General features: G+C 65.8%; 17 protein-coding genes. 3 read left to right on the top strand and 14 right to left on the bottom strand.

Features of this window, described 5'->3' with window-relative positions; genetic code table 11:
* Positions 1–324 precede the first annotated feature (324 nt).
* Together HYG77_RS38200 and HYG77_RS38195 are read right to left on the bottom strand one after the other, a co-directional pair.
* Positions 325–657, bottom strand: coding sequence for a hypothetical protein (locus tag HYG77_RS38200; protein WP_244461597.1), 333 nt, complete (start codon positions 655–657; stop codon positions 325–327).
* Positions 658–1,110: 453 nt separating this feature from the next.
* Positions 1,111–4,077 carry a DEAD/DEAH box helicase gene (locus HYG77_RS38195; RefSeq protein WP_208964517.1) on the bottom strand — a complete coding sequence of 989 codons (2,967 nt, stop codon included), beginning with the start codon at positions 4,075–4,077 and terminating at the stop codon, positions 1,111–1,113.
* A 646-nt stretch (positions 4,078–4,723) separates the two neighbouring features.
* On the opposite strand from HYG77_RS38195, the gene HYG77_RS38190 reads away from it, so the two are divergent.
* Entirely contained in the window at positions 4,724–5,212 is a 489-nt protein-coding gene (locus HYG77_RS38190; RefSeq protein WP_208964516.1) for a hypothetical protein, read from the top strand.
* 122 nt (positions 5,213–5,334) lie between these two features.
* On the opposite strand, the gene HYG77_RS38185 is transcribed toward HYG77_RS38190, so the two are convergent.
* Positions 5,335–6,003: a PAS and ANTAR domain-containing protein gene (locus tag HYG77_RS38185; protein ID WP_208964515.1), complete on the bottom strand. Its 669-nt coding sequence runs from the start codon at positions 6,001–6,003 to the stop codon at positions 5,335–5,337.
* A gap of 669 nt (positions 6,004–6,672) precedes the next feature.
* Here HYG77_RS38185 and HYG77_RS38180 point away from each other — a divergent pair.
* The gene (locus HYG77_RS38180; protein ID WP_208964514.1) at positions 6,673–7,674 is read left to right on the top strand and encodes a DUF4192 family protein; all 1,002 of its coding nucleotides are present in this window, start codon (positions 6,673–6,675) and stop codon (positions 7,672–7,674) included.
* A gap of 178 nt (positions 7,675–7,852) precedes the next feature.
* On the opposite strand, the gene HYG77_RS38175 is transcribed toward HYG77_RS38180, so the two are convergent.
* A complete protein-coding gene (locus HYG77_RS38175) occupies positions 7,853–8,032 on the bottom strand; it encodes a hypothetical protein (RefSeq protein WP_208964513.1) in 180 nt (59 codons plus the stop codon).
* Between the two features lie 762 nt (positions 8,033–8,794).
* Positions 8,795–9,286: a hypothetical protein gene (locus HYG77_RS38170; RefSeq protein ID WP_208964512.1), complete on the bottom strand. Its 492-nt coding sequence runs from the start codon at positions 9,284–9,286 to the stop codon at positions 8,795–8,797.
* Between the two features lie 469 nt (positions 9,287–9,755).
* Between HYG77_RS38170 and mobF the strand changes: the two genes are divergently transcribed.
* Positions 9,756–14,453 (top strand): MobF family relaxase, encoded by a 4,698-nt coding sequence (gene mobF / locus HYG77_RS38165; RefSeq protein WP_244461600.1) that lies wholly within the window; start codon positions 9,756–9,758, stop codon positions 14,451–14,453.
* Positions 14,454–15,196: 743 nt separating this feature from the next.
* Here the strand turns inward: mobF and HYG77_RS38160 are convergent.
* The 9 genes from HYG77_RS38160 to HYG77_RS38115 all read right to left on the bottom strand — a co-directional run bounded on the left by HYG77_RS38160 (position 15,197) and on the right by HYG77_RS38115 (position 22,842).
* A complete protein-coding gene (locus HYG77_RS38160) occupies positions 15,197–15,628 on the bottom strand; it encodes a DUF6338 family protein (protein ID WP_208964510.1) in 432 nt (143 codons plus the stop codon).
* A gap of 329 nt (positions 15,629–15,957) precedes the next feature.
* Positions 15,958–16,326: a DUF732 domain-containing protein gene (locus HYG77_RS38155; RefSeq protein ID WP_109336462.1), complete on the bottom strand. Its 369-nt coding sequence runs from the start codon at positions 16,324–16,326 to the stop codon at positions 15,958–15,960.
* Positions 16,327–16,906: 580 nt separating this feature from the next.
* Positions 16,907–17,287 (bottom strand): hypothetical protein, encoded by a 381-nt coding sequence (locus HYG77_RS38150; protein ID WP_208964509.1) that lies wholly within the window; start codon positions 17,285–17,287, stop codon positions 16,907–16,909.
* Positions 17,280–18,086 (bottom strand): hypothetical protein, encoded by an 807-nt coding sequence (locus tag HYG77_RS38145; RefSeq protein WP_109336459.1) that lies wholly within the window; start codon positions 18,084–18,086, stop codon positions 17,280–17,282. The genes HYG77_RS38150 and HYG77_RS38145 overlap by 8 nt, the downstream gene beginning before the upstream one ends.
* Positions 18,086–18,853 carry a hypothetical protein gene (locus HYG77_RS38140; protein ID WP_109336458.1) on the bottom strand — a complete coding sequence of 256 codons (768 nt, stop codon included), beginning with the start codon at positions 18,851–18,853 and terminating at the stop codon, positions 18,086–18,088. Before HYG77_RS38140 ends, HYG77_RS38145 begins: the two co-directional genes overlap by 1 nt.
* Positions 18,854–18,873: 20 nt before the next feature.
* A complete protein-coding gene (locus HYG77_RS38135; protein ID WP_208964508.1) occupies positions 18,874–19,158 on the bottom strand; it encodes a hypothetical protein in 285 nt (94 codons plus the stop codon).
* Between the two features lie 254 nt (positions 19,159–19,412).
* Entirely contained in the window at positions 19,413–20,702 is a 1,290-nt protein-coding gene (locus HYG77_RS38125) for a hypothetical protein (protein WP_208964506.1), read from the bottom strand.
* A 63-nt stretch (positions 20,703–20,765) separates the two neighbouring features.
* Complete coding sequence (locus HYG77_RS38120) at positions 20,766–21,347, bottom strand: hypothetical protein (protein ID WP_109336456.1); 582 nt, start codon at positions 21,345–21,347, stop codon at positions 20,766–20,768.
* Between the two features lie 10 nt (positions 21,348–21,357).
* Entirely contained in the window at positions 21,358–22,842 is a 1,485-nt protein-coding gene (locus tag HYG77_RS38115) for a peptidoglycan DD-metalloendopeptidase family protein (protein ID WP_244461596.1), read from the bottom strand.
* Between the last annotated feature and the right edge of the window lie 73 nt (positions 22,843–22,915).

The raw sequence follows: 22,915 nt of genomic DNA, 5'->3' as shown, positions 1-22,915 counted from the left end.
ACGGCACGGGATATTTTTCGGGTTTATCGATTTGAACAATTGACCAATTCCCATTTGGACAGTCGACCATTTGGTCAGTCGTCCTGGACGAATAGATAATTAAAAATTGTCGAACCCGTTGTGGCCTACACAGCAGTTCGCCTTGGCATCGTTGCGGCCCGCGGTCGTTGGGGCAGATGAAGGCCGTCGCGCGTCATCGACCATGATGCGACAGGGCGGGTAGTGGCGAGATTCCCGCACTCGGCTGTGCACGGATCGAAGGGACCCCGGAACCCACTGGACGGACTGTGCTGGCGGCAGCCGTTTCCCACTCAGGCGTGGTGACTATTCGGCGAGTTCTCCGACCTCGGCGGTGGTGGTGACGGGTTCGAGCCCGATCTGTGGCCATCCGGCGGTCAGCGTGATGGTCCCGGAGGTGGGGAGGGTGTTCATCCAGTACCGGGGCACGGTGCGGTATTCCATGCCCTTTCCCACCCCGGTGTTCGTGGTCAGCGGATAGTACGGGTCTGCCTCACCGGAGAGGTCGTCGACTCCGATGGTCACGGTCAGATATGACCACTGGGCGGAGAAGTCGTCGCGGTTGGTCAGGGCGCGGGTTTCGTGGCGGGCGATCTCGGCGCAGATATCGGTGGCAGTCAGCGCCAAGCGTATCTGCATCCCGGCGGGGGTAGGCGATGATCTCCGAGAGCTGAAGCCGCACGCAGTGCAGGTCGGCGAGAACCTTGGGGCCGTGCACCCGTCTGCCGCCGATGGTCGGTGGTGGCTGCGCCGGCCACCGGTGTCTGCCCATGACCCCGATAGTCTTCCGACAGCTCGTGGGGTGCCACCACGCCGTGCAAGCGCCGCATCGCGGAGCGACGCGAGAAGGATGGAGGAATAGCCGACCACGTTGACCGATCCGTTGCTGTTGCCAATACGGTCGGGCACACGTGCCAGTTATGCCACCAGCCTGTGTGCCGAGACCGCCCGCCACGAAACCCGCCCGTTGACCATCCGCCAACGGGTCGTCGGAACCACTAAGGCAGAGGAATGATCGCGGCGGCGAGCTCTGACGGGTCCGGAAGCACCAGGTGCACGGGTAACACAGATGCAGGTCAGCGTCGGCGGCGGTCACGAGTGGTTGGGTCGGGATGAGGTCCATGTCCAGCCGGGCACGGCCTGGAGTCGGTGTTCGCGGTCGGCGGCGAGGGTTCCGGCCGTGCGCCTGGTGCGTTGCTTGTTGACCCAGGCGCCGAGCCGGTATCCCTCGATCGTGTAGGACTTCGGGACCCGGCAGTGACCGTGCTGTGCGACGAAGTCGGAGAGTCGGCGGTAGCCCTCCTCCCACTGATCGGCGAAAGGGTCCCACGTCCAGCCGGGCAGGGTCTGCAGTCGCCGTCCCCGGTCCGGGTCCAGAGTGGTGCCTTTCACGTGGTGTGCGCGTTGCGCGGTGACCCACACCCCGAGCCCGTGCCCATCGACCGTGTAGGAATAGGGAACGCGGGCGTGCCCGTGGTGTTCGACGAAGTCCACCAGTCTGCGGTAGCCCTCCTCCCACAGGGCCGCGGCGGGATCGATCGTCCAGCCGGGCAGGTTGTGCAGTCGCTGTCCCCGGTCCGGGTCCAGAGTGCCTTTCACCTGGTGCGCGCGTTGTGTGGTGACCCACGACCCGAGCCAGTAGCCGTCGACAGTGTAGGACGGCGGGACTCGGGCGTGCCCGTGCTGTTCGACGAAGTCCACCAGTCGGCGGTAGCCCTGCTCCCACAGGTCGGCGTGCGGCTCCCAGATCCAGCCCGGCAAGTTCTGGAGTCGGTGTGCCCGGTCGGCGTCCAACGCGCCGTGGGCGTGGGTGTGGCGTTGCTGGCTGACCCAGGCCCCGATGCGGTCCCCGGAGGTGGTCGAGACTCGGGCGTGACCGTGGTGTTCGACGAACTCCACCAGTCGGCGGTAGCCCTGCTCCCACAGGTCGGCGTGCGGCTCCCAGGTCCAGCCCGGCAAGTTCTGGAGTCGGCGTGCCCGGTCGGCGTCCAATGCGCCGTGGGTGTGCTGGGTGCGTTGCCGGTTGACCCACGCGCCGAGCCTGTCACCATCGACCGTGCAGGACACCGGGACGCGGGCATGGCCGTGGTGTTCGACGAACCGTTCCACCAGCCCGAACCAGTACTCCCAGTCGGCGGTGGTCTGCTCGAGCAGCCGCACCGCGAACGCGTGGGCGAACTCGACGCCGACCCCCGCCGGCAGGTCGAGACGGATCCTCCGGGGCAGCGGTGGGCGTCGTCGAGGGCACCGACCGACCCGGCGTCGGAGTTCGTCGAGGCGCGCCCCGAGTTGCTCGTCGTGTGAGCGCAGCACCCGGATCACCTCCCACACCGGCTCTAAGGCCGCCCCGCCGACGGCGGTCGCGGGATCTGTGTCGGTGTCGAGGAAGACCGGGATCACGATCGTGCCGACGGTCTTGCCAGTCGCGGGTCGCAGGGCATGGTCGACGGCCCGGAGAAGGTCGTCCCCGGACCGGGGTGGGTCGAGGAAAGCCACACTGTCGCAGTCCAGTACGCCGGCGCCGTCGGTGAGGCAGCCCGCGTGGGCGAGGACCCCCCGGTCACCCGGGCCGAGACGGGCCAGGTGGTGCCCGCGGGCACGACGCTGCCCGGTGGGCATCTGCCCGGATACGTGATCGGACCACACCCGGCCGGTGGGCCGCCGGCGCACCGGCATCCCCGCGATCACCTCGGGCAGCGTACGGGCGAACTCCCGGGCCCGACCGACCGAGGAGTGGACGGTGATCGTCCGGTGCAGATCGTGACGCTGCATCGCCGCGGCCAGAGCGAGGTACCCGACCCACCGGCGCGCATCAGCCCCCTCGGCGGTGGTGATGGACCGGCCGGACCGCGCCGCCCACTGACGGCAGGTGTGGTCGTCGATTCCGGCGACGACCACCCGGTAATCGGTGAGCAGGTTCGCCTCGATCGCCTCGGCGATCCCGAGCCGGTGGAACACCGGCCCGAACGCAACGTCGTCATACGTGACGGCTGCAGCGGTCTCGGTCGCCGCCGGCGGGACCCGACCCGGACTGTCGCGGTCGCTGCCGGTCAGGAACAGTCGGCGGCGCGCGCGGATGGCCTCCGATGTCCCCAGGGTGGCGAAACCGTCCCGCCCGGCACCGCACGAGGCTTCGACGGCGATGACCAGGTCGAAGGCGGGCACCCGGCCCGGCCGGAACGCCTCGGCGATCGCGGGAGCACCCTGGTGGGTGGCAAACACCACCCGCCGCCCGGATCGGCGGCGCAGAAACGTCGCGATCTGCCCGGGGTCGACGGTCACCGGCAATCCCAGATCGCTCGTGTTCTCCACCACCGCATCGGCTTCGGGGCCCGTCCCCCCGGTGCACACCGGGAGGAAGTCGAAGTCCACCGGGGTGTTGGCCGTCCACACCCGCAGCGTGTGCGCCAACCACGACAGCGACGGCACCAGCACCAGCGTGCGTTCGGCCCCGAGTGTGTCGTGGAGGAACAACGCGGTCAGCGTCCGACCGGTCCCGCGGGCCATGATCAGCTGCCCCCGGTCGGCCCGAGCGAAGCCGGTCACCACCGCGCTGATCGCGTCGCGTTGATGAGGCCGGGGTCGGTGTGGGGGCCATCGCCGGGCACGCACCACTGCGGGGGAGACCGGCCAGTCAAGGTCCGCGGCGTCGAGGTCACCGAGCAGTACCAGTCCCGCCGGCTTCCGCGCAGTCTCGATCGTGTGCTGGGCGGTGCGCCCGATCAGGTCGGTCGTCGCGATCAACAGACCGAACGCGAACGGAGCTCGCCCCGCGGCGGCCAGAAAGGCCTGCGCGTCGCGTTGGGTGATCCACGCGGCGGCGTCACATGGCGTGGCCGTGATCGCCCACAGGTGGCCGCGGCGGTCCTCGGCGACGAGATCGATCCCGGTCTCACCCACGTACCGGCCGGGCCAATCCTTCCACAGCCACACCCGGCGAAGCTGGTGCGCATAGACCGGGGCGTGGGTCAGAAACCACCGGCACAGACCCGCGAACTGCTCACGACGCCGCCCCGAGTCGGCGTCGAAGCGGCCCACCAGTTCACCGAACGCCGCCATGACACCGACAGTAGGAGGTCGGGGACCGGCCGAACCCCGAAATACCGAGACAGGGCGCCACTTCGCATTGCCGATGCCGGTTCTCTCCGCTGCGCCGACGGCCTCGCCGTGCGGCGAACACCGTCGTTCGAGCCATGTCAGGGGTCGCCGCCGACAAGCTCCCGGGTTCGGTCCAGCACCGAGTTCGCCAGGCCCGGACCGCGGCTTCGGTGATGACCTTGTCGTCTGGTTCATCACCGCGGGTGAGGTGATCGTGGAACTGGTCGGCACTGACGAGCCGAGGAGGACCGGCATGACCACCACCGCCCCGGATTCGATGCTCCCGCTGGCCGTGTCCATCCGCTTACTGGCCTCGGTTCCTGTGGGCGTCCCTTCGACTGCGAATCCTGATCGAAACGCCTGCGCGGCTTGCTCACGCTCAGACCACCCCAGGCCCGAAGAATCTCGATACTCTCCGCCCGCCCAGAAACCAGAGGAAGCCGGTTATGCATCCGCCGGGCCGCGGCAACGGCAACGGCTTGGTCATCTCGGTCGGGCATCTCTCCTTCTCCGTTCTGGGCAGCTCGTTGCACCCACGCCTGCTGATTCTTCGAACGCGGCGCCGACCGAAGTGCGTGGTGGTGCCCAGGACCGGGCACTCTCGGGCATGGGATCGAACGCCAGCCGCCCCACCAGCCCGCCGGCCGCAGCGCTAGGCGGTCGGCTGATGCAGCTTGTCGGTGACCGTGATGCCGCCCGGTTCTCGTGTGAGATCTCCGCAGTGTGCGCCGACCCGCACCCCACCAACGGTCGGCCGGCCTACCGCGACGTCCTCGCCTGGGTCGTCGATGCCATCGTCGGCGTCCTCATCGCGCGCCTGGGTGCCGCAGGCCCAGGAGAGAAATTCATCCTGGAATTCCGGTCCACGGCCGGCGGGGATGTCGACGTCGAATCCTTGCCCCCGTCGGAGCGTTGGATGCTGCGGACGGTGTCGGCCTTCCTCACCCAGAATCCTGCTGAGGGGCGCCGATTGCTCACCGCCGCCGAACACTTCGACATCACCCTACGGGCGGAAACCCTGGCCGACGCGATCATCTGGCTCGACTTCGTTCTCGACGTCGACCTGCCCGACCCACCCGACGTCACCACCACATAGCGGCGGGCGGCCCGGCTGGGAGCCGGTCCGGAAGAGGACAGTTTCCGCGCTGCGCAAGTCTCGTCCCGGGGCCCGCGGGTCAAGTGCTCATTCGTGCGGGATACCCCGTCAGTCCCATGCCCCTAATCCTCTGTCGGGTCCTTGTGTGCGGTCAGGAGCAGGTGATCGAAGCGGGCGCGAAACGACTCGGGCAGCATCGCCTCGGCGGTGAGGCTATCGACGAAACGTTCGGCGAGGATGCGGAGTTTGGTGTTGGTGTGCTGCGAGCGCCAGATCAGGATGCCGAAGGCACGTTCGGAGGAGATGCCGTAGACGAGCATGAGTGCACCCTTGGCCTGCTCGATCACCGCCCGCGATCGTTCGAGTTCGGCGACCGCCCCGGTCAGTGCCGAGTTGAAGTCGCGTAGATCGGTCTCCAACGTATCGGTGACGTCGATGTAGTACCCGGAAGTTCCGATGACCTGGTCTTCCTCGTCGAGCATCCGGTCGCCCACCACGATGACGTGGTGGATCCGGCGGTCGGTGTCGACGATGCGGTGTTTGCTGCTGAACGGCTCACCGGCATGAATCATCTTCTCGAACAATGCTGCGACCTGCGCGTGGTCGTCTGGATGCTTGTGAGAAAGCAGAAGCTCGGTGGTGGGAGTGACCTCACCCGGTTGATAACCGTGCATCCGGGCAACGGGATCGGACCATTGCCAGCGTTGGCCGTCGAGGTAGAACCGGAAACTCCCGCCCTGTGGGGGTGCATTCGACCCGCGGACCTCAGCACTGTCCACAGCTACACCCACCACCCTTCTGGTCTCGAGCCCACCCGCTCGACTGCCACCGCCACAGTATGCCGAGCACCCGCATCGAAGGACGCACATCAAGCGTCGGGTTCGTCGATCACGACTTCCTAGTGGACCGGCATGGATCGTCACGCAGCCGAACCCCTGACAGGCGCGCTCCAACGCCTTCGGAGCCAGGCTCCCGAGGAGGAACGCGGGGCGTTGACTGAGAGTCTCTGAGCTGCGCGTTCCGGTTTGGCCCGTCCGGTGATGATGTTGCTTTCGGGGTGTCAATCGGGACACCTACAGCCGGGCATTTGAGTCGTTCATAGGCGGTCCGATGCCCCCGATTCATGGGTGGACGTGGGGGTGGCGCCTGCCCGGCGGCCGGCCACCTGCGGTGTCCCCCAAGAGGTGCTCCGCTGCGCTCCGCCCGGGGAGAGCATTGATTTTTTTTCCCTTCTGGCCTTCCGATTCTGATCGGCGGTGACCTGCGCGCAACCCCTGACTCCGCTGCGCTCCGGCCTACGGCTCCGGGAAACTTCTCTCGACTCGCTGCGCTCGACGAGAAACTTTCCCGGCTCAGAAGTTGCACTCCGGCCCCCTGCCGATCCGATTCTCCTTCGCCAGAAGGGCAAAAAAATTGGCGGGCCACGTGGCCCGGTCACCGTGTTCGATCGAAGGAGCGTCATGCAGTCCATTCGCCTCACCACCGCCACCGATGTTGTCGCGTCGATTCCTGCTCTGCTCGGTTTCGTTCCAGTCTTCTCGATCGTGACGCTTCTGCTCACCGAGAGCGTCGTGGACGATCACACCGAGACTCGGATTCTCCTCGCCGCACGCGTCGACGCCGACGATCGGGGCATCGACCGTCACAGCGGAACACTGGCCGCGATCGGGCACCGGGAGAACGTCACCGGCGCGATCACCGTCGTGATCGTCGACGGCTCGCCCGTGGTGATCGACGAGGCGATCAGCAACGCGCTCGCCGTGCGCGAGCACCTCGCGCACCACAACATCCCCACACTGCGGATGCTGCACACGGCCAACATCGAGGAGGGGGCAACGTGGACCGATCTCGACACCCTCGAGATGAGTGTGACCGTAGATCATCGATTCAGCGATGTGTCCGTGGCGGCAGTGCTGTACGGGCGCAACGTCGCATCGTCGGCCGCCGCCCTCTACGCCCGCTACGGTCTCGCGGCCGAGGCAGACATGCGCGCCGCCCACACCGTCAGCGTCGAACAGGGCGACGACTTCGTGCGCGCCACCCTCGCCGAACTGCTCGAGGTTGTCCGCACAGGAGACCAGCCGAGCGCCGACCTCGCCGGACGCGTCGGAATGGTCGCGACACTGGGCGGCGAGCGCCGCGATGCGATCATCGCGGCCGGTCGTCACGGACTCGAGGACGCCACCGCCGCGACCGTGCACATTTCCCGTCACCTGCGGGGCGTGGCTCGCGCCCACATGCTCACCATCGCCGGACTCTTCGCCTACATGGCCGGACACGGCGGCGAGGCCCGCATAGCCTGCGAGCGCGCCGACTCCGCCGCCGGTGGCCACGAGCTGGGAATGAAGTTGCTGCGACTGCTCGAGCACAGCATCCGGCACGGGCTGAACCCCGTTCACCTTTCCGAACTCATCGACATCGGCGTAGCCAAGGCACAAGAGCTTGGTGTCGACATCGACTGACACACAACACACACCGGTGCCCTGCCCCTTCACCACGAAGAGGCAGGGCACCGGTGCGTGCGTCGCTGTGGTCGCGCGGGTCCCGACCCCTGTGGTGGGTTGACGGGCATCGAGCCCGACAACCCACTGCGCGACACAGAGCCCACGCGGCTACTTGTGGCGCGGCCGGACGTGACGGTCAGTACCGGAAGTGCCGTCTTGTTTCTGCCGGCGGGTACACCAGGTCGATCGTCGGCGCTTCGGGCCGGACGTCCTCGATTGGTGTGCCCTCGACGATGGCGGTCAGGTCCGCCCCGCTCGGGTTGGCCGAGTCCACGACCAACGCCCGGAGTCGGGTTTCGATCTGCGATTCCTCCACTACGCACTCTTCCCATCATCGGTTTTCATCGTTGGTGTTCTGTCAGAACAGTGTTGGTTCATCCGACATTCGCAGCGCCGCTTGCACTGCATCGTCGTCCCACCCGTTACGCACTGCATCCCGTAACGCCCGCGACCGAGCGACCCGCGCTGCACGGTCCGGCCCGTACCAACGCCATGTCTGCCCGCGGCCGCCACCACGACCCTTTGCGCCCATGCCGGCCAGGTTCTGTGCCTGCGTTCCCAGCACCACATGTGGAGGACCTAACGCTTGCGAGGACGCCCGAACGCAGATTGGGTTGTCACACACTTCGTGCAACGCGACCTCGTCATCGGTGAGGGGACGCCCGAGCTCGAGGGACAGGGCGTACCGGTGCGGACGAACCACCCGCTGCCGCCCGCCACGCATGAGCCAAAATCTCGCGTAGGAATCGTCCGCCACGGCACCCCGCCACAACCAACAGTCGGCCGCCCGGGGTCCACGAACAACGAAACTCTCAAACCTCACCAGCTCCGGGTCACCCGGCGCCGGAAGCGTTAGGGGCTCAGGCATCAGGGTTCCACTTCTGCGCACCTAACGCTTCCGGACTCCACGCCTGCGGCCCGGGCGGTTGCCCCCAATCGGGGACAGCGACATCCCTCATGTGGATGCCCGAGATTCCTGGCCCGCTCCGCTCGATCTCAGACAACGCACAATCGGTCGCTGACACCCCACTGGGGACAATCGCGTGCGGGTCGACATCACATCACTCGTAACTGGTGGTCAGGATGCCACTGCGGACGGAGTCTCATCGGACGAGCGCTCCGAAGGCTGTGACGCTTCCGGAGCGGTGACGGCTGTGGTCGGAGGCGTGTCACCGCCCGTTCCCTTCAGTGGCCGCGGACCCTCGCCGGACTCCGCGGCTACGCTCCGGCGCGCGATCTTGAGTAGCCGGTTTACCTCCGAACTCGACAGCCCCGCCATCTCAACAATCGCGGCCACGGACTCACCACGGTTCTTCAATGCGAGCAGCGCCAGCGCTTGAGTTGACTCCGACTGAACCAGCTTCATCTTCGTCTCGTCGCGGATCCGCGCAATTCGCGTCTCGGCATCCGACTCAACCCTCTCGCTGGTCTCCTGCGCCTTAAAGAACGCAGCGAGATCATCTTCGTTTCGCTTGATGCGTTCCTGCTCGCGAGCAAGGCGCGCGGAAGTGGCGGAGCGAGCACGTTCTCTCGCGCTTACTTTGTTCGCGGTAGACGTCATGCGCATCATCCTAGACCGCTCGGTCTCAATCTCCCTGTTGCACACGCTCTACTTCGTGCCTTCGCTCTGCTTCGTGCCTTCGCTCTGCTTCGTGCCTTCGCTCTGCTTCGTGCCTTCGCTCTGCTTCGTGCCTTCGCTCTGCTTCGTGCCTTCGCTCTGCTTCGTGCCTTCGCTCTGCTTCGTGCCTTCGCTCTGCTTCGTGCCTTCGCTCTGCTTCGTGCCTTCGCTCTGCTTCGTGCCTTCGCTCTGCTTCGTGCCTCAGCTCAAAAGCACAACCGACAAACCGCACACACCATTTGCACTTGCCGTGGGCCTAGGGGAAGCTGTACCTCATGATGACGCTCAAGTCGCTCTCCGGCGGTGCTGGTAGTGCGGACTCGAGTGGCGTCAAAGATGACCACAGTCGGCCCCCGCGACCGCTCCGTCAGCGTGCCGAAAGGCCTGTGGCGCGACGCGATCTGAGCGTGATTTCGTCGTGATGACGCTCCACCGGCTACACGCCGGCGACGGCTATACCTACCTCACCCGACAAGTCGCCAGCGGTGACCGCGAGATCGGTCGAGGCCAGAACTTGGCCGACTACTACGTCGCCGAAGGCACGCCACCGGGCCTCTGGATCGGCAAAGGAATCGACGACCTCGACTTGTCCGGTCAGGTCTCGGAAGAGCAGATGCGCGCCCTGTTCGGCGAAGGACTGCACCCCAATGCCGACCTACTTTTCGATCAAGCCATCGCCGCCGGGATGGCCCCACACGCTGCGCTCGAAGCGCAGAAACTTGGCCGCGCCTTCCCGAGGTTTAAGAACGATGTCCCCTTCGTCAACGAGCTGAATGCCGCCCTGGACGCACACCGCAAGGAGACCGGAAAGGCACCGACCCGTGACGAACGCGACGCAATGCGCTTCCAGATCGCCGCGAAACACTTCCACCAGCAGCACGGAGAATCAGCGGCGACCAAAGGCGAACTCGTCCGCTTCATGGCCGCTCAAGAGTCGAAGATCCGCCAGCCCGTCGCCGGATACGACCTCGTGTTCACACCAGCGAAAAGCGTCTCGGTCCTGTGGGGACTCGGCGGCGACGACGTACGTATCGCCATCGAGAAGGCCCACAAAGAGGCGGTCAACGAGACCATCGCGTGGATCGAATCCGAAGCCGCGCTGACCCGCCGCGGCACCGCCGGTGTCGAGCAAGCCGACACTCACGGACTGGTCATCGCCCAGTTCGACCACTTCGACAACCGCAACGGCGACCCCAACCTGCACACCCATTGCGCCGTCTCGAACAAGGTCCGCGGCATCGACGGAAACTGGTCGTCCCTCGACGCCAGACCTCTGCACCGTATCGCCGTCGCAGGCGCTGCCCGCTACAACCGCATCGTTGCGGACAAGATCAGCCGCGCACTCCCCGTCGCGTTCGAGGACCGCTCACGCGGCGAGAACAAGCAACCCGTCCGCGATATCGCCGGGATGCCCCAAGAGCTTCTCGAGGGATTCTCTCGCCGCCCACAGATCATGGAACGCGCCAACGAACTGATGGCCGAATACCGCGCCGAACACGGCAAGAATCCGTCGAAAGTTGTGCAGGTATCCCTGGTGCAACGCGCCACCCTGGAAACCCGATCCGGCAAGCAAACCCCCAGATCGTTGGCCGCGATGCGCGAGGAATGGCGGCAGCAGGCCGAGAACATACTCGGCCCCGGTGGCATCGACACCGTCCTCGCGGCTGCCCTCTCACAGGACGAACCGTTCATCGACGTCAACCAGTTCGACGCCGACGACATGGCCACATCCGTCGTCGAACGGGTGTCCCTGCACCGCAGTACGTGGACCGAGGCGAACGTCCGCACCGTCGCCGAGGACATGCTCGCGCGCGTGAAGTTCCCGTCCGAGCAACAAGCCAGCGCAGCCGTCGAGATCGTCGTCAACCGCGCCCTGCACCGCGACTCCCTCCTCATCGACATCTCCCTCGACGAGATGCCCACGGCACTGACCCGCGCCAACGGTGAGTCCACTCTCACCGATCACCAGAAGGCCCGCTACACCAGCAACGCAATGCTCGACGCCGAGCAACGACTCCTGAACGCCGCCCACACCCCGACCGTGTTCACCGTCTCCGACACCGCCTTCGAGACCGCCCTCGCCTACCGCGAAGACCTCGAGGGCCGCCCCTTCAACAAGGGACAGATCGCCCTGGCACGTAACCTCGCGACCACCGAACCGCTTCTCGCTGTCGGTATCGGCCCCGCGGGAACCGGCAAGACCACCGCCATGAAAGCGGTCACCGACGCATGGCAGGCGCAGGGCCGCGAGGTGATCGCGCTCGGACCGTCTGCAGCAGCGGCGAGCGTGCTCGGAGAGGACATCGGAGTACGCGGGCGCACCATCGACGACATCCTCACCCGCGCCCGCAACGGTGCCGACGTCCAGATCAGCCGCGGCACGATGCTGCTCGTCGACGAAGCCGGTATGGCATCGACGCACCAGCTCGACACCCTCGTGCAGATCGCCGCCCAACACGGTGCCGTCGTCCGGCTGATCGGTGACCCCGCACAGTTGTCTGCCGTCAACGCTGGCGGCGCACTCGGCCTCCTCGCCCGCGATACCCGAGCACCCGAACTCGAAGAAGTCGTCCGCTTCAGCGACTCCGACGAACGCGAAATCTCCCTCGCACTGCGCAAGGGCGAGCACTCCGTCATCGGATGGTACGAGGACCGTGGCCGCCTCTTCGGAGGCAGCCGAGACGAACTACTCGACACACTCCTGCGCGATCACCTCGCCGACACCGCCGCCGGATCGACTTCGGTGATGCTCGCCCCGACCACCGCCGACGTGCAGTCCCTCAACCAAGCAGCGCAGGCGATCCACCTGGTCGACGGCACCGTCACGCAGGGTGCACACGCAGCTCTCGCGGCAGGCGACCACGCCTACGTCGGGGACATCATCGTCACCCGCCGCAACGAAACCAGCATCACCTCGGCGGGTGGAACCCGCCCCGGCCGCCGCATCCAGAACGGTGACCTGTGGACCGTGCAGGCCGTCACCAAGCACGGCGTCATCGCCGTCCACAAACGCCACGGCGGTACCGTCACCCTCCCGAACTGGTACCTGGCCAAGCACACCGAACTCGGCTACGCGCACACAATTCACCGCGCCCAGGGCATGACAGTCGACGTGGCCCGCTCACTACTCGGAGCATCGGTCACCCGCGAAGCCGGCTACGTCGCGCTCACCCGCGGCCGCCACGGAAACTACGCCTACCTCGTCACCGACGAGCTGCCCGAAGGCGACCTCGACCACCAACCGGACCCCGTCGCCACCCGGGGCGGTGTGTTCGCCGAGATCCTCGATCGCCGCGGCGAAGAGATCTCCGCGACCGAACAACTACGCGAAGCACTCGACCGCGCCAGCGACCCCGGCCGCTTCCAGACCTACTACGACGTGGCCGCCGTCAAACTCGGCACCGACTACGCCCTGCACCTGCTCGACCGCACCTTGCCGGCGACCATCCTGGCCACCGCGAAGAAGCAGGACGGCTTCGATTCCCTCGTCGCACGGGTACGGGAACTCGCCACCCACGGCGCGGACATCGCCCCCATTCTCACCGCGGCCACCGACCGTGAACTCGCCACCGTCGGAAACGTTCCAGGTGCCCTGCTCGGCCGACTCAAGAGCGTGCCGACACCTGAACTCGCCGACGACCAGCTGGCGATCCTCCCGCCGACCCACCCCGGCAGCGATCACTCCCTGCGAGAATTCGCCGCCCGAATGCGCGACCAGATCGGCAGCTCCCCCACCGTCACCGCGACAGATTTCGACGGCCTGCGCCCCGTCGACCTCGAGTACACGCACCCGCAACAGTCCGCCTACAACGCTGCCCTTGCCCGTATCGCGGAAGGTGACGCCGCGTCACTGCTCGAATCGGCGCTCCCGCTCACGTCGTCGACGCGATCCGCGACGACGGACAGTGGACCCACTACTAGCAGCCGTCGCCGACGCAGAAATCCACGGCGGCCGCGACCCCCACACCCTCGTGGCCACCATCACCGAACAAGGCCCCGAGCGCATCGACGGCTACGGAACCGCACTGCTCGAACGCATCCGCACCCTCGGCGATGCCCCACCGCGGCCGCGCAGCCCGCCACCCGCGAACCGATCAGCCACATCGACCGCGCCCTCGCCGCCTACGCCACCGAGCTACGCGACTACCTCGACACCCTCGACACACCCACCCCTGCGCCGCAGCCGGAACGCTCGCCGGAAACGACGCGCACCGCCGCCCAACCCCGCCCCGTCGAGACCGCACCCATCACCCGACGCGGAAAGACGCGCGCCGCACCGGCGCAGCGCGACCACGAGACCGAACCCACCACGACCCGGGAACCGCGCACCGCAGCGCCGCACCAACTCACCGGCCTACGCGCACTCAGCGGAGCCAAACTCGTCGCCGCCCGCCGCCATATCGCCGCGAAACAACGCCACCTCGAACAGCTCCGCACCCTCACCACAGCGACCCGCGCAGCAGCAATCGCGCGCAGCCGCACCGAGAACGTGCGCCGCGAACACAACCGCATCACCGCACCCGCACACGCACTCGACCAAGCCCGCGCGGCGATCGAAACCCGCACCGAAGCAGTGCGCCGCGTCGACACCGCAATCGACCGCGCCCGCACCGAACTCGCCGGCACCGGACGCCTCGCCCGCAGCAAACGAGCCGAACTCGAAGCGAAGATCGGCGCTCTCGCCGCCGAACGTGCAGCCGCAGTCGAGCAGCTCAAAATCGCCCGCACCAACGCCGAAGCGATCGCACCCGCTCACCAATGGGACCAGGTCGCCGCCGCCGCCGCCGAAGCGGACAAGCAGCTGCCCGCGGCGCTCCGCGAAGCCGAAGAACACGACCGCCAGGCCCTCAACACCGCCGACAAAGCCCTCGAACGGATCGACACCCAGCAACAGCAACTCGCCGGGCAGGACACCGCTATCACCGCCGAACAAGAACGCCGACGTGACCTCACTCCCGAGCAGACTGCGGCCGAGATCTCCCAGCGCGAACAGATCGCCGAGAAGGACACGACCCGGCCGCATCAGGCGAAGGAACGCAACAACCGCGCCATGATGCTCGCCCGCCAACGCGAGCAAGCCGAGCAGCAGAAGCAACGCGGCCGCGGACTGGAACGCTGACCTCCAGACGAAGTAAGACCCCGAACGATGTTCTGTTCGGGGTCTTACTTGTGTCTACTTAGGTTTCTGGCTCACGCCACCGCCGCCAGGAGGTGGAGTATGTGGAGGCGGTGGTGGAGGAGGTTGCCGCCGGCGCCTGGGACTGGATCCGCCTCGTTTCTCCGTCCCGTCACCTCGATCGACCATTCGCGTGATGGGCTGCGCACCGAACGTTCCATCAGGCACCCGGATGCTCGAAGTTCTCCTTCATCGCGACCGGTCATCTCGGTTTTTCCGATGGATGTTTCCGACACCGCCACCACCTTTGGGTGGAACTGCGCGCACCGTCGTCTTCGCTGCTCCCGCACGGATCGGGACCGAGCCACTCTTTCGCTCAGGGACGTACCCACCCGTGCGTGGCGGCAGCCAGCCCTCGCTTTTCTTGGTCTCACTCACCGAGATTCCTCCTCGAGGCCGTCGACATCTGGCCTGACGTCGAGTATCCACGGAAAGCCGCAGTTCCGCACCCCGCTACCCGAGCGTTCCAGTGCACGATCACGTTGGCGGGACTGGCCTGAGGAACTGCACGAGCTGCGCATCATCACACCGGACCCACATTCCAGCCGAAGCGGAGATCGGCTCCTTGAACTCGCCGTCGTTGTCGATTACCCATGCTTCTTCGACGAACACTTCCCGACTCTCCGGGTAACTAGTGAAGAACGACTGCTCACCGGCATAGCCCCCGATCCAGAGCCCCTCCTTGGTCAGGACCTCACGAAACCCGGCTCAAGCCGGGTATTGGCGAAGTCCCACGCGGTGGGCACAGGGTTGTAGACGCGGAAGAACTTGCTCCAGTGGACCCCGGGAGACTGCCTCCTACTGCTCCACAGATGGACGATCAACGCGGCGAGGAACGGAATGGCGAAAACCATGAGGAAGGCCCACAACGCCGACCAATGCGGGTTATCGAGATACTTCACCGGATCGGAGAGCTTCGACGTCAAACTTGAGCCAAGAACGCCCACGTACAGAAGGGCGAAGATCCCCGACAACGCCAAAGCTCGCAGAATGCGAACACCGATCTCGCGTTCATCCGGCGTCGGACCCCGAAAATGTGCACGTGCACCTTGATACACAAATCCCGGAATTACCGTGAGCAACACAGTCAACGCCTGCTGCCAACCACTCAACAACATGAGACCAACACTAAGGTCTACAAGCAGAACTGCGAGCAATTGGAGTTATCCACAGATCACGTTGATTTTGGCCGGAGGTCCAGGCTTCACTGTGGCGCATGATGCCAGGGATAAAGATCATTGTCTGCGTACTCATCGCTGCTGCTGCTCTGATGGCCTCGATGCTCGTCCGGGGTCGCCGGGATAGTCCGGGTGTGCTCGACTGGTGCGTAGGGGTCTTAGCTGCCTTCATCGCCGACCTTGCTATGTGACCTCGGACCTTGATCCAGGGGCCGAAGGCATCACTGCCCTGAAAGGCCATCTGGCCTTGATCGACGGCCGTGGTTAGTTCATTTCTGGAACCCCGCTTTGTATTCCGGGCAGTAGGCCTCGACACTCGCTACGACCAACATGGACGCATCCTCCACACTCAGGTCGGTCTTGATAGCCGCGCTCTGGACGATCCGGTAGACCTCGAACGGGTCCACGTTCTCCGGGTTGTCGGTGCTGTTGGCGAAGTCCTCACAGATGTTATGTGCCGTCTTGACGGCGTCCTTCGCCTTGATGGGCACGTTCTCCCGCTCCAGGACGGACTCGAAGCGCTTGTCGTCTGCCCGTGTCTCGATACGACCGGGGCCTGTCCCGCCGTTGTTGCTGCCGCAGCCGGTGACCACAGCAAGTGCTGCAGCCGCCACCGCCACGGCGATCTTGGTTCTCATCTCAGTTCTCTCAGCTTCAGAATGGCCTCAGGCTTGACTCGCTCGTACCCGTGTACCTGCTTGAATGGAAATAGTTGGCAGATGGCCCAGCCTGCGTCCGACGAGATGAACCGTGCCGTGGCCGCCTCAGCCCCGGTGACGTCCAGTGCGTCAACTCGGTGCGGCATCTCCCCTCAGGGATATCGGGCTTCCGATTGGAACGAACTGTGAAGTTGTCGCAGGCAACGGACGATCAGAGCTCGAGCTCCTGGCGGAACGCCGCCAACTCTTGCTCCGGCGTGCTCACACCCCGCGCGACGCGGCGTGCAGCTGCCTTGTCGGCCTCGGTGACGGTGCCGCTGGCGAGACGAACCCCGCGGCGGCGAACTGAATCGACTCTTCGACACCGCGTGATGCGGTGCGTGTGGTGACCTTATGCGCAGTGGTCATGGGGCCCCAGCCCTCCCGTGCGATACGTTCGATCGCTTCCATCACTTTACAGGGAAACACCAAGTATATATGCAGCTCAACGGCAGTTTTCGTGACGCAGAAAGTCATCGCCGGGCGGCGATGTCGTCGCTAACCCACTCCCAAACCATGGTCATCGACCACCTCCGGCGCGTTGAACGAGCACTTCGAGTCCGAGCACCGCTTGTATCCGGACCGGGAGATCGCGCAACGTCGGCCAGAGCCACTGCACATGGAACGCTGCAAGCTCCGATCCCGGCTCGTCGAGGGTGTAGGCGCTCTGGTGCGCGACCATCAGCGCCGTCAACTCCTCGACCGCCACGGGATGGCGGAACCAGCACGGCGGAATCACCGCATCCGAGCCGGTCACGGCATACCGGCGCCGGAACCACCCCACCCACGCGATCAGCTCCGCCCACAGCTCCGCCGCCTGCTCCCCATCGAGATCGACCCACCGGTACACCCGCGCAGGGACATCGTCCTCGAGCTGCTCGTCGTCGAATTCGTCATCCACCGTCTCGACTCACTTTCCGTTGCAGGGTCGCCGGTACACACCCGACCTGGCGTATACGGGCATCATCTTGTGCCGCAACAATATCCGTTCTCTTGCTCATCGGTCCGGTGCAGCGGTGATACTCCCGGGTCTGGTGCTCACACCGACCCTCGGTCGCGGCGATGCTCCGCCGTGGCACCCAGAACGCGGAGTCGACTCTCTCCCAGAACGCGATCCGCAGATCCATGTCGATCTCGTGCGCGTACGACTCGGCGGTCAGCTCGGGGCCGAGATCGGCCGAGATAAGGCCGGCTGCGAGCAGGTTGCCTGCCCGCAATCCGGCCTTCGAACGGGTCGGCACCAGCATCTTGTACGCGTCCGTGTGGACGTCCTGCACCAACTGTGTGAGCTGCGCGGACTCACCAAGAGGCGAAGACGAGGCGGCCAATGGATCGGCCGAGTCGTACGGCCGTCGACGATCGCGAGCGGCAGCTTCCATCACCTCTTTCCCCGATGTCAGCGCGGCGTCGTACTTGCGCAGGAGCGCAGGCCGCTTCAACACATCCTGGGTATGCACTTCGGGAAGATCGCGAAGCACTTGCGCGCAGTCCGTTTGACCGAGCAGGGTGAGGGCAAGCACCGGACCGGTCCGCAGAAACCAGTCCAATAGCTGCCCGATGCTGCGTTCCCAGTCCTCGGCGTCGACGATCGGATCGTGTGTGGCGAGCATTTGCACACGCTCGGTCGTGTGCCCCACGCGGTAGTCGACGAGCCCGCTCGGGTAGAACATCGTGGGCTCGTGACCGGTGGCGGCCTCCATCACTGACCACCTGCCCCGTCTTCGTCGGTGTCGTCGATGGTGTCTGACTCGTCCTGACCGGTGTCTTCCCCTGTGTCGGTGTCGGTGTCGCGGGCGAGGAGGCGTTCGAGTTTCGTTTCCCGCCAGGACTTCGATCCCGGTTCGCGGCACCAGTCCAGCGCGGTGGTGTCGTCGTCGACGTCGATCTCCACCACCACTCCCGCGCCGAGAGCTGCCCGCATGAGGTCCTCACTGCGAACGTGATGGTTGAGAACGTGAATCCGCACGGTCAGTGCGTCGACCTCGAGTTCTTCGCGGACCTTGCCTGCCAGGAACACCGCTTTGCCGGCGGCCGAGAGGTCCGCCGAGTTCTGATCGCCTTCCTTGCGGATCTTGTCGTCCTCGAAGAACTCTCCGTACCAGGCCACGAATCCGTCCGGCCCGCACACCGCATACGAGGAGACTTCGTCGTCACCGGCCGCCCACAGTTCCACCAACCGACCGTCTACGGCGGCTGCTTCGATCTGGGCGAAGCGTTCACGCTGTGCGATCGACCGCAGCTCGTCGTAATCGATGTCGAGCCGCTTGTTCAGCTCGGTCTTGAACTTCGGGAACATCGACGCGGTCGCGAACTTGTGTTCCTTCGCCCACTGGTAGAGCTGTGAGTGGGTGGTCAACGCACGCAATTCGTCCGCGCCGGCCTTGACTGCTTTACCGACTTCGTCCCACTGCTGTGACGACGAGGACGAACTGCGTGACTTCGTGCTGCTGCGACGACCTTGAACCATGAGCACAACTCCTTCTTCGGCTAGGGAATTCGATGGGCAAGCGAGACATTGTTCAGCTGAGCGGGGTGACTTCGATCGGGGCGGAGGTGGACACGAAACCCTGCTTCGATGACGACGGCCGCCTGCCTTTCCGACGCGGCGACGACCTCATTGATCTGTGGGTCCTCCCAGAAACCGGGAAGGTCGAGCATGACGGCTTTGTTGTTGCGGCGAATCATCAACGCCGTGCCCTCTTCGAGTTCGCGGATCGCCGATTCCTCCATCACCTGGCGGCGGTGCAGGCTTCCGCCCCGCGCAGCGCCCATTCCCCGTCCACGCGGCGTCGGCGCCGAGAGCACGAACTCTTCGATGGAGCCGAGTAGCGTCGAGACTTCCTTGAGTGTCGCGGTGTCGAGCAGGGCAGGATCAGCCGAATATTGGCGCTACCAGCGAGTTCCTTCGCGCCTTCGCGGCCCCACCGACGTTCGGTCTGCGAGAAGTTGTGGGTGAACGCGACCAACTGGATTCCGCGGCCCCCGAGTCCGACATCTTGGCGGGCAGTTCCGGAATCGGCGCAACGTTATTGAGTTCGTCCAAGACCAGACGCAGCGACGGGTCCAGCTTGCGGCCGGCTCGGCGTTGCGAGAGCTGCCACGAAGAACACCTCCGCAGCCAGCGCGGCCGCGAACGGTGCCACCGACCCGTTACCGCCTTCGGAGAGGACATACATGGTGCCGGTGCCCTTATCGACGAAGTCCCGCACGTCGAACGACTCCGCGGCCGGGCAATCGACCGCCGCCAGCAACGACGGCGAGGCCAACGGCTCCATCACCGAGGTCAGCACCATCAGAATGCTCGACGTCGTCTTCTCCGACTTCGCATCCAGGATCTCGGCGAGGGTGCGTGTACTCCGGATGACGCTCGTCGAGGATTGCCCGGGCATCCTCCGCGTCCGTGGACTCGCACCACTGCACCACGTCCGAGAGGCGCATGCCCCGAGCGCGGCCGCGTGCAAATAGCACCGCAGCAGGGTCGCTGCCTTCTGATCGAAGAAATCCCCGTCCCCGCTCGACTTCGCGGTCTTCGGCTTCGCCGCCACCAAAGCGGCAGCGCGGCGGATCGCCACGTCCGCGTCCTCACACCCGGCGATCACCGACCATGTGATCCGATCCGGCCACCCGGAAATGTCCTCCGGATCGAACACGACGACCTCACCGCGCAAAAACCGCGGCAGCCAAGTCTGATGCAAGACATCGACCTTCGTCGACGTGATCAGGCAACCACCGGGAGCCGAGAGCACCATCGGAACCGCCAAACGGGACGACTTACCCTGCTGTGCTGCACCCTCGACGTAGATCGCGTCCTTCGTCGACACCCACACCGGGTGCTTGGAGTTGTGCAGGAAACCCAGGCGCAACGCCAGCTCCGCGGTCTCGATGTCCTTGTCCGAGATGCCCTCGAGTGAGGGGCGCAGGAACCGGCCCTCCTTACGCGCCGAGGCTTCGTCGAGCTTGGCGACCCGCAGGTCTTTCAACGTCGCCAACCCGGCCGGCGTCTTGCTGCGGCGCTTGGACCTATGGTCCGCCCACCACCACGAGCACACGCCGATGACAACGAACACGACCACCGCCACGGCGGCGGCCATCACGGTTGCCTGCACTGGCCAGATCAGTTTGCCGTTCATCACGGCAAACCCGGCGTCGATCGGATTTCCCGGCACCTGCTGGTCGATACCGGCCCAGGACGATCCCACCCGCACCGAGATTCCGATCACCGAGACCGCGGCGACCGCGACCCCGACGAGCCCGCCGACGAGGTAGATGCCGAGATCCGACTTGTGGGGATCGCGGGTGTGCAATTTCTCAGCCATGAGTCACTTCCTGTGTGCATCGAGGGCAAGTGGGTGAATTAGGTGCAGCTACAGCGGCATTCGTCATCTGGTTTCTTCGATCCGGTAGTTCGCGGCCCGCCAGGTCCCGGAAGCATCCTTCTCGAGGGTCACCTCCGCGGCCGAGGTCTTGTACGGCGTCGATCCGCCGTCCGGGTGAAGCACGACTTGCCGGATACGGACGTCGACCGTGGCGGTCGTGCCGTTGATCGAGGGCGCAGATTCCGCCGTCGCCGCGGCGGTGAGGGTGTCCCCGCTACGTGACCACGCCGCCCACTCGGCCGCCGGCCTCGGAAGCGGGGTCGGTTCGGTGGTAGCGGCTTTCGCGAGCACGCCGGTCAGCAGATCCGCTTGTCCGGCGCGGTTCAGCGCCTCCCAACCGGACCGGTCCCGGGCCGGTTGCCAGGAGAAGATCATCGACATGGCGTTGGTGGCCACGGTCTGCGGATCCGCGTGCTGCGGGGACAGCGGATCCTCGTGGTGGTGGTGGTGGGAGTCGTGGCCTTCCGCGGCTGCGGGGCCGGCATCGTTGCCGACGCTCTGACGGACCGCGAACACCACTCCGACGATCAACACGAGCGCCACCACGACACCGATGACGATCGCGATGCCCTTGTTCTCTCTCATCGCTGTTCTCCTAGTTCTTGCCCGCGAGGGCGGCGTCGTAGCGGGTCATGCGTTCTCTGATGTCGACGACGTACGCCTGGGTTTCGGCGTACGGGGGAATCCCGCCGTACTGCTCGACCGCACCGGGACCGGCGTTGTACCCGGCGAGCATGGTGTCGATCGGATCTCCCGTGACCTGCCCACTTCCGTGCAAGGGCCGTAGGTAGTCGGCGACGTAGCAGTCGTAGGCGCCCTGGGCCATCACCGCATCGGCGATGTCGTTGGGATCCCCCGCGCCGGCTGGCCCGCTCCGGTTGCCGTTCTCGTCGACCGGATACCCGAAGGCATTCCAGGTCTCGGGCATGAACTGGGTGTAACCGGCGGCACCGGCCGGGCTGATCTGACCTGGTTTCCAGTTCGATTCCTGCTCGAGCTGACCAGCCAGCAGCGGTGGGGTGATCTCCCGGCACTGCTGCGCGCTGATGACCAGCCATTTCTCGAACTCAGGCGGCACCGTGCCCCCCGCGAGATCTGCGTCGCCCAGATCTGCGCCGCCGATCGTGCAGTCTCCCGCAGCCTTCGGGGCTGTGGAGCCATCCACGTCGGGGCAGGCCCGTAGCTTTGACCGGCGGTGGGCATGCCGTGTCCGACCGTGGTCACGTGAACGTGATCGAAGTGATTCTGTGTGGGCTGCCCCGGTCCTCCATGAGGTTCGGGGGCCGTCGGATGGAATGTATTCCTGACGCCAGATCATGTACTCGATCTGGAAGTACTCGCGATGGGCCCAGAGGTAGTCCTTGACCGCGTCGCCGAGCTTGTGGCCCTCGCCGCTGGAGTAGTTGTCGATCATGATGTCGGCTGCACGACCGGACGGATGGTCGGGGAAGGAGTCGACCGGGCGCCAACCGCCGATCGCCGTCAGCTGCGGGAACTTCGCGTGCACGGCCCGGGCGACACGAACGGTGTCGATCTGCCAATGCTCTTCGGATCCGACAGTGGTCGGCAGCGCCGCCATTTCTGCACCCGGAGGCGTGGATGGAGTCGACGGTCCCGGGGTCGTCGGTGCGGTGGGGGCGGGGCCGGCGGTGCCGGGTTCGGCGGCGGCTTGGTAGTACGGCATCGGGTCCACGTCGTGGCCGCCGGTGAGCCTGCCGCCTTCCCACACCTCGAAATGCAGGTGAGCCCCGCCGGGGCCGGGAGGCGACACTTCCCCGTTGTAGCCTTCGTTGGCGATGTGCTGACCAGCCTTGACCTGGTCCCCCGCCCCGACGAGGACGCCGTCGTCGTTCATATGCCCGTAGACGGTCGAGAACATCTTCCCGTCCATCTGGTGATCGATCACGATCCATTGACCGAATCCCGTCGCGGCACCTGCGGCGGCGACCACCCTGTCGGCGAGCGAGAAGATCGGTGCACCGACCGCGCCCGCCAGGTCGATGCCGTGGTGATCAGGCCGGTCCGGTGTGCGCCACCCGGAGGTCAGGTGAGCGTCCACCGAACGCATCGGCTTTGACATCGACCCCGCAGGGACTCCTGCGCCACCGACGATCCCGGTGCACCGCCTGTGGGGACGCAGTCCGTCGACGTCG

Source organism: Rhodococcus sp. ZPP, from assembly GCF_017656075.1.
GTDB classification, from domain to species: domain Bacteria; phylum Actinomycetota; class Actinomycetes; order Mycobacteriales; family Mycobacteriaceae; genus Rhodococcus_F; species Rhodococcus_F oxybenzonivorans.
This window is presented reverse-complemented; position numbering and strand designations above follow the sequence as displayed.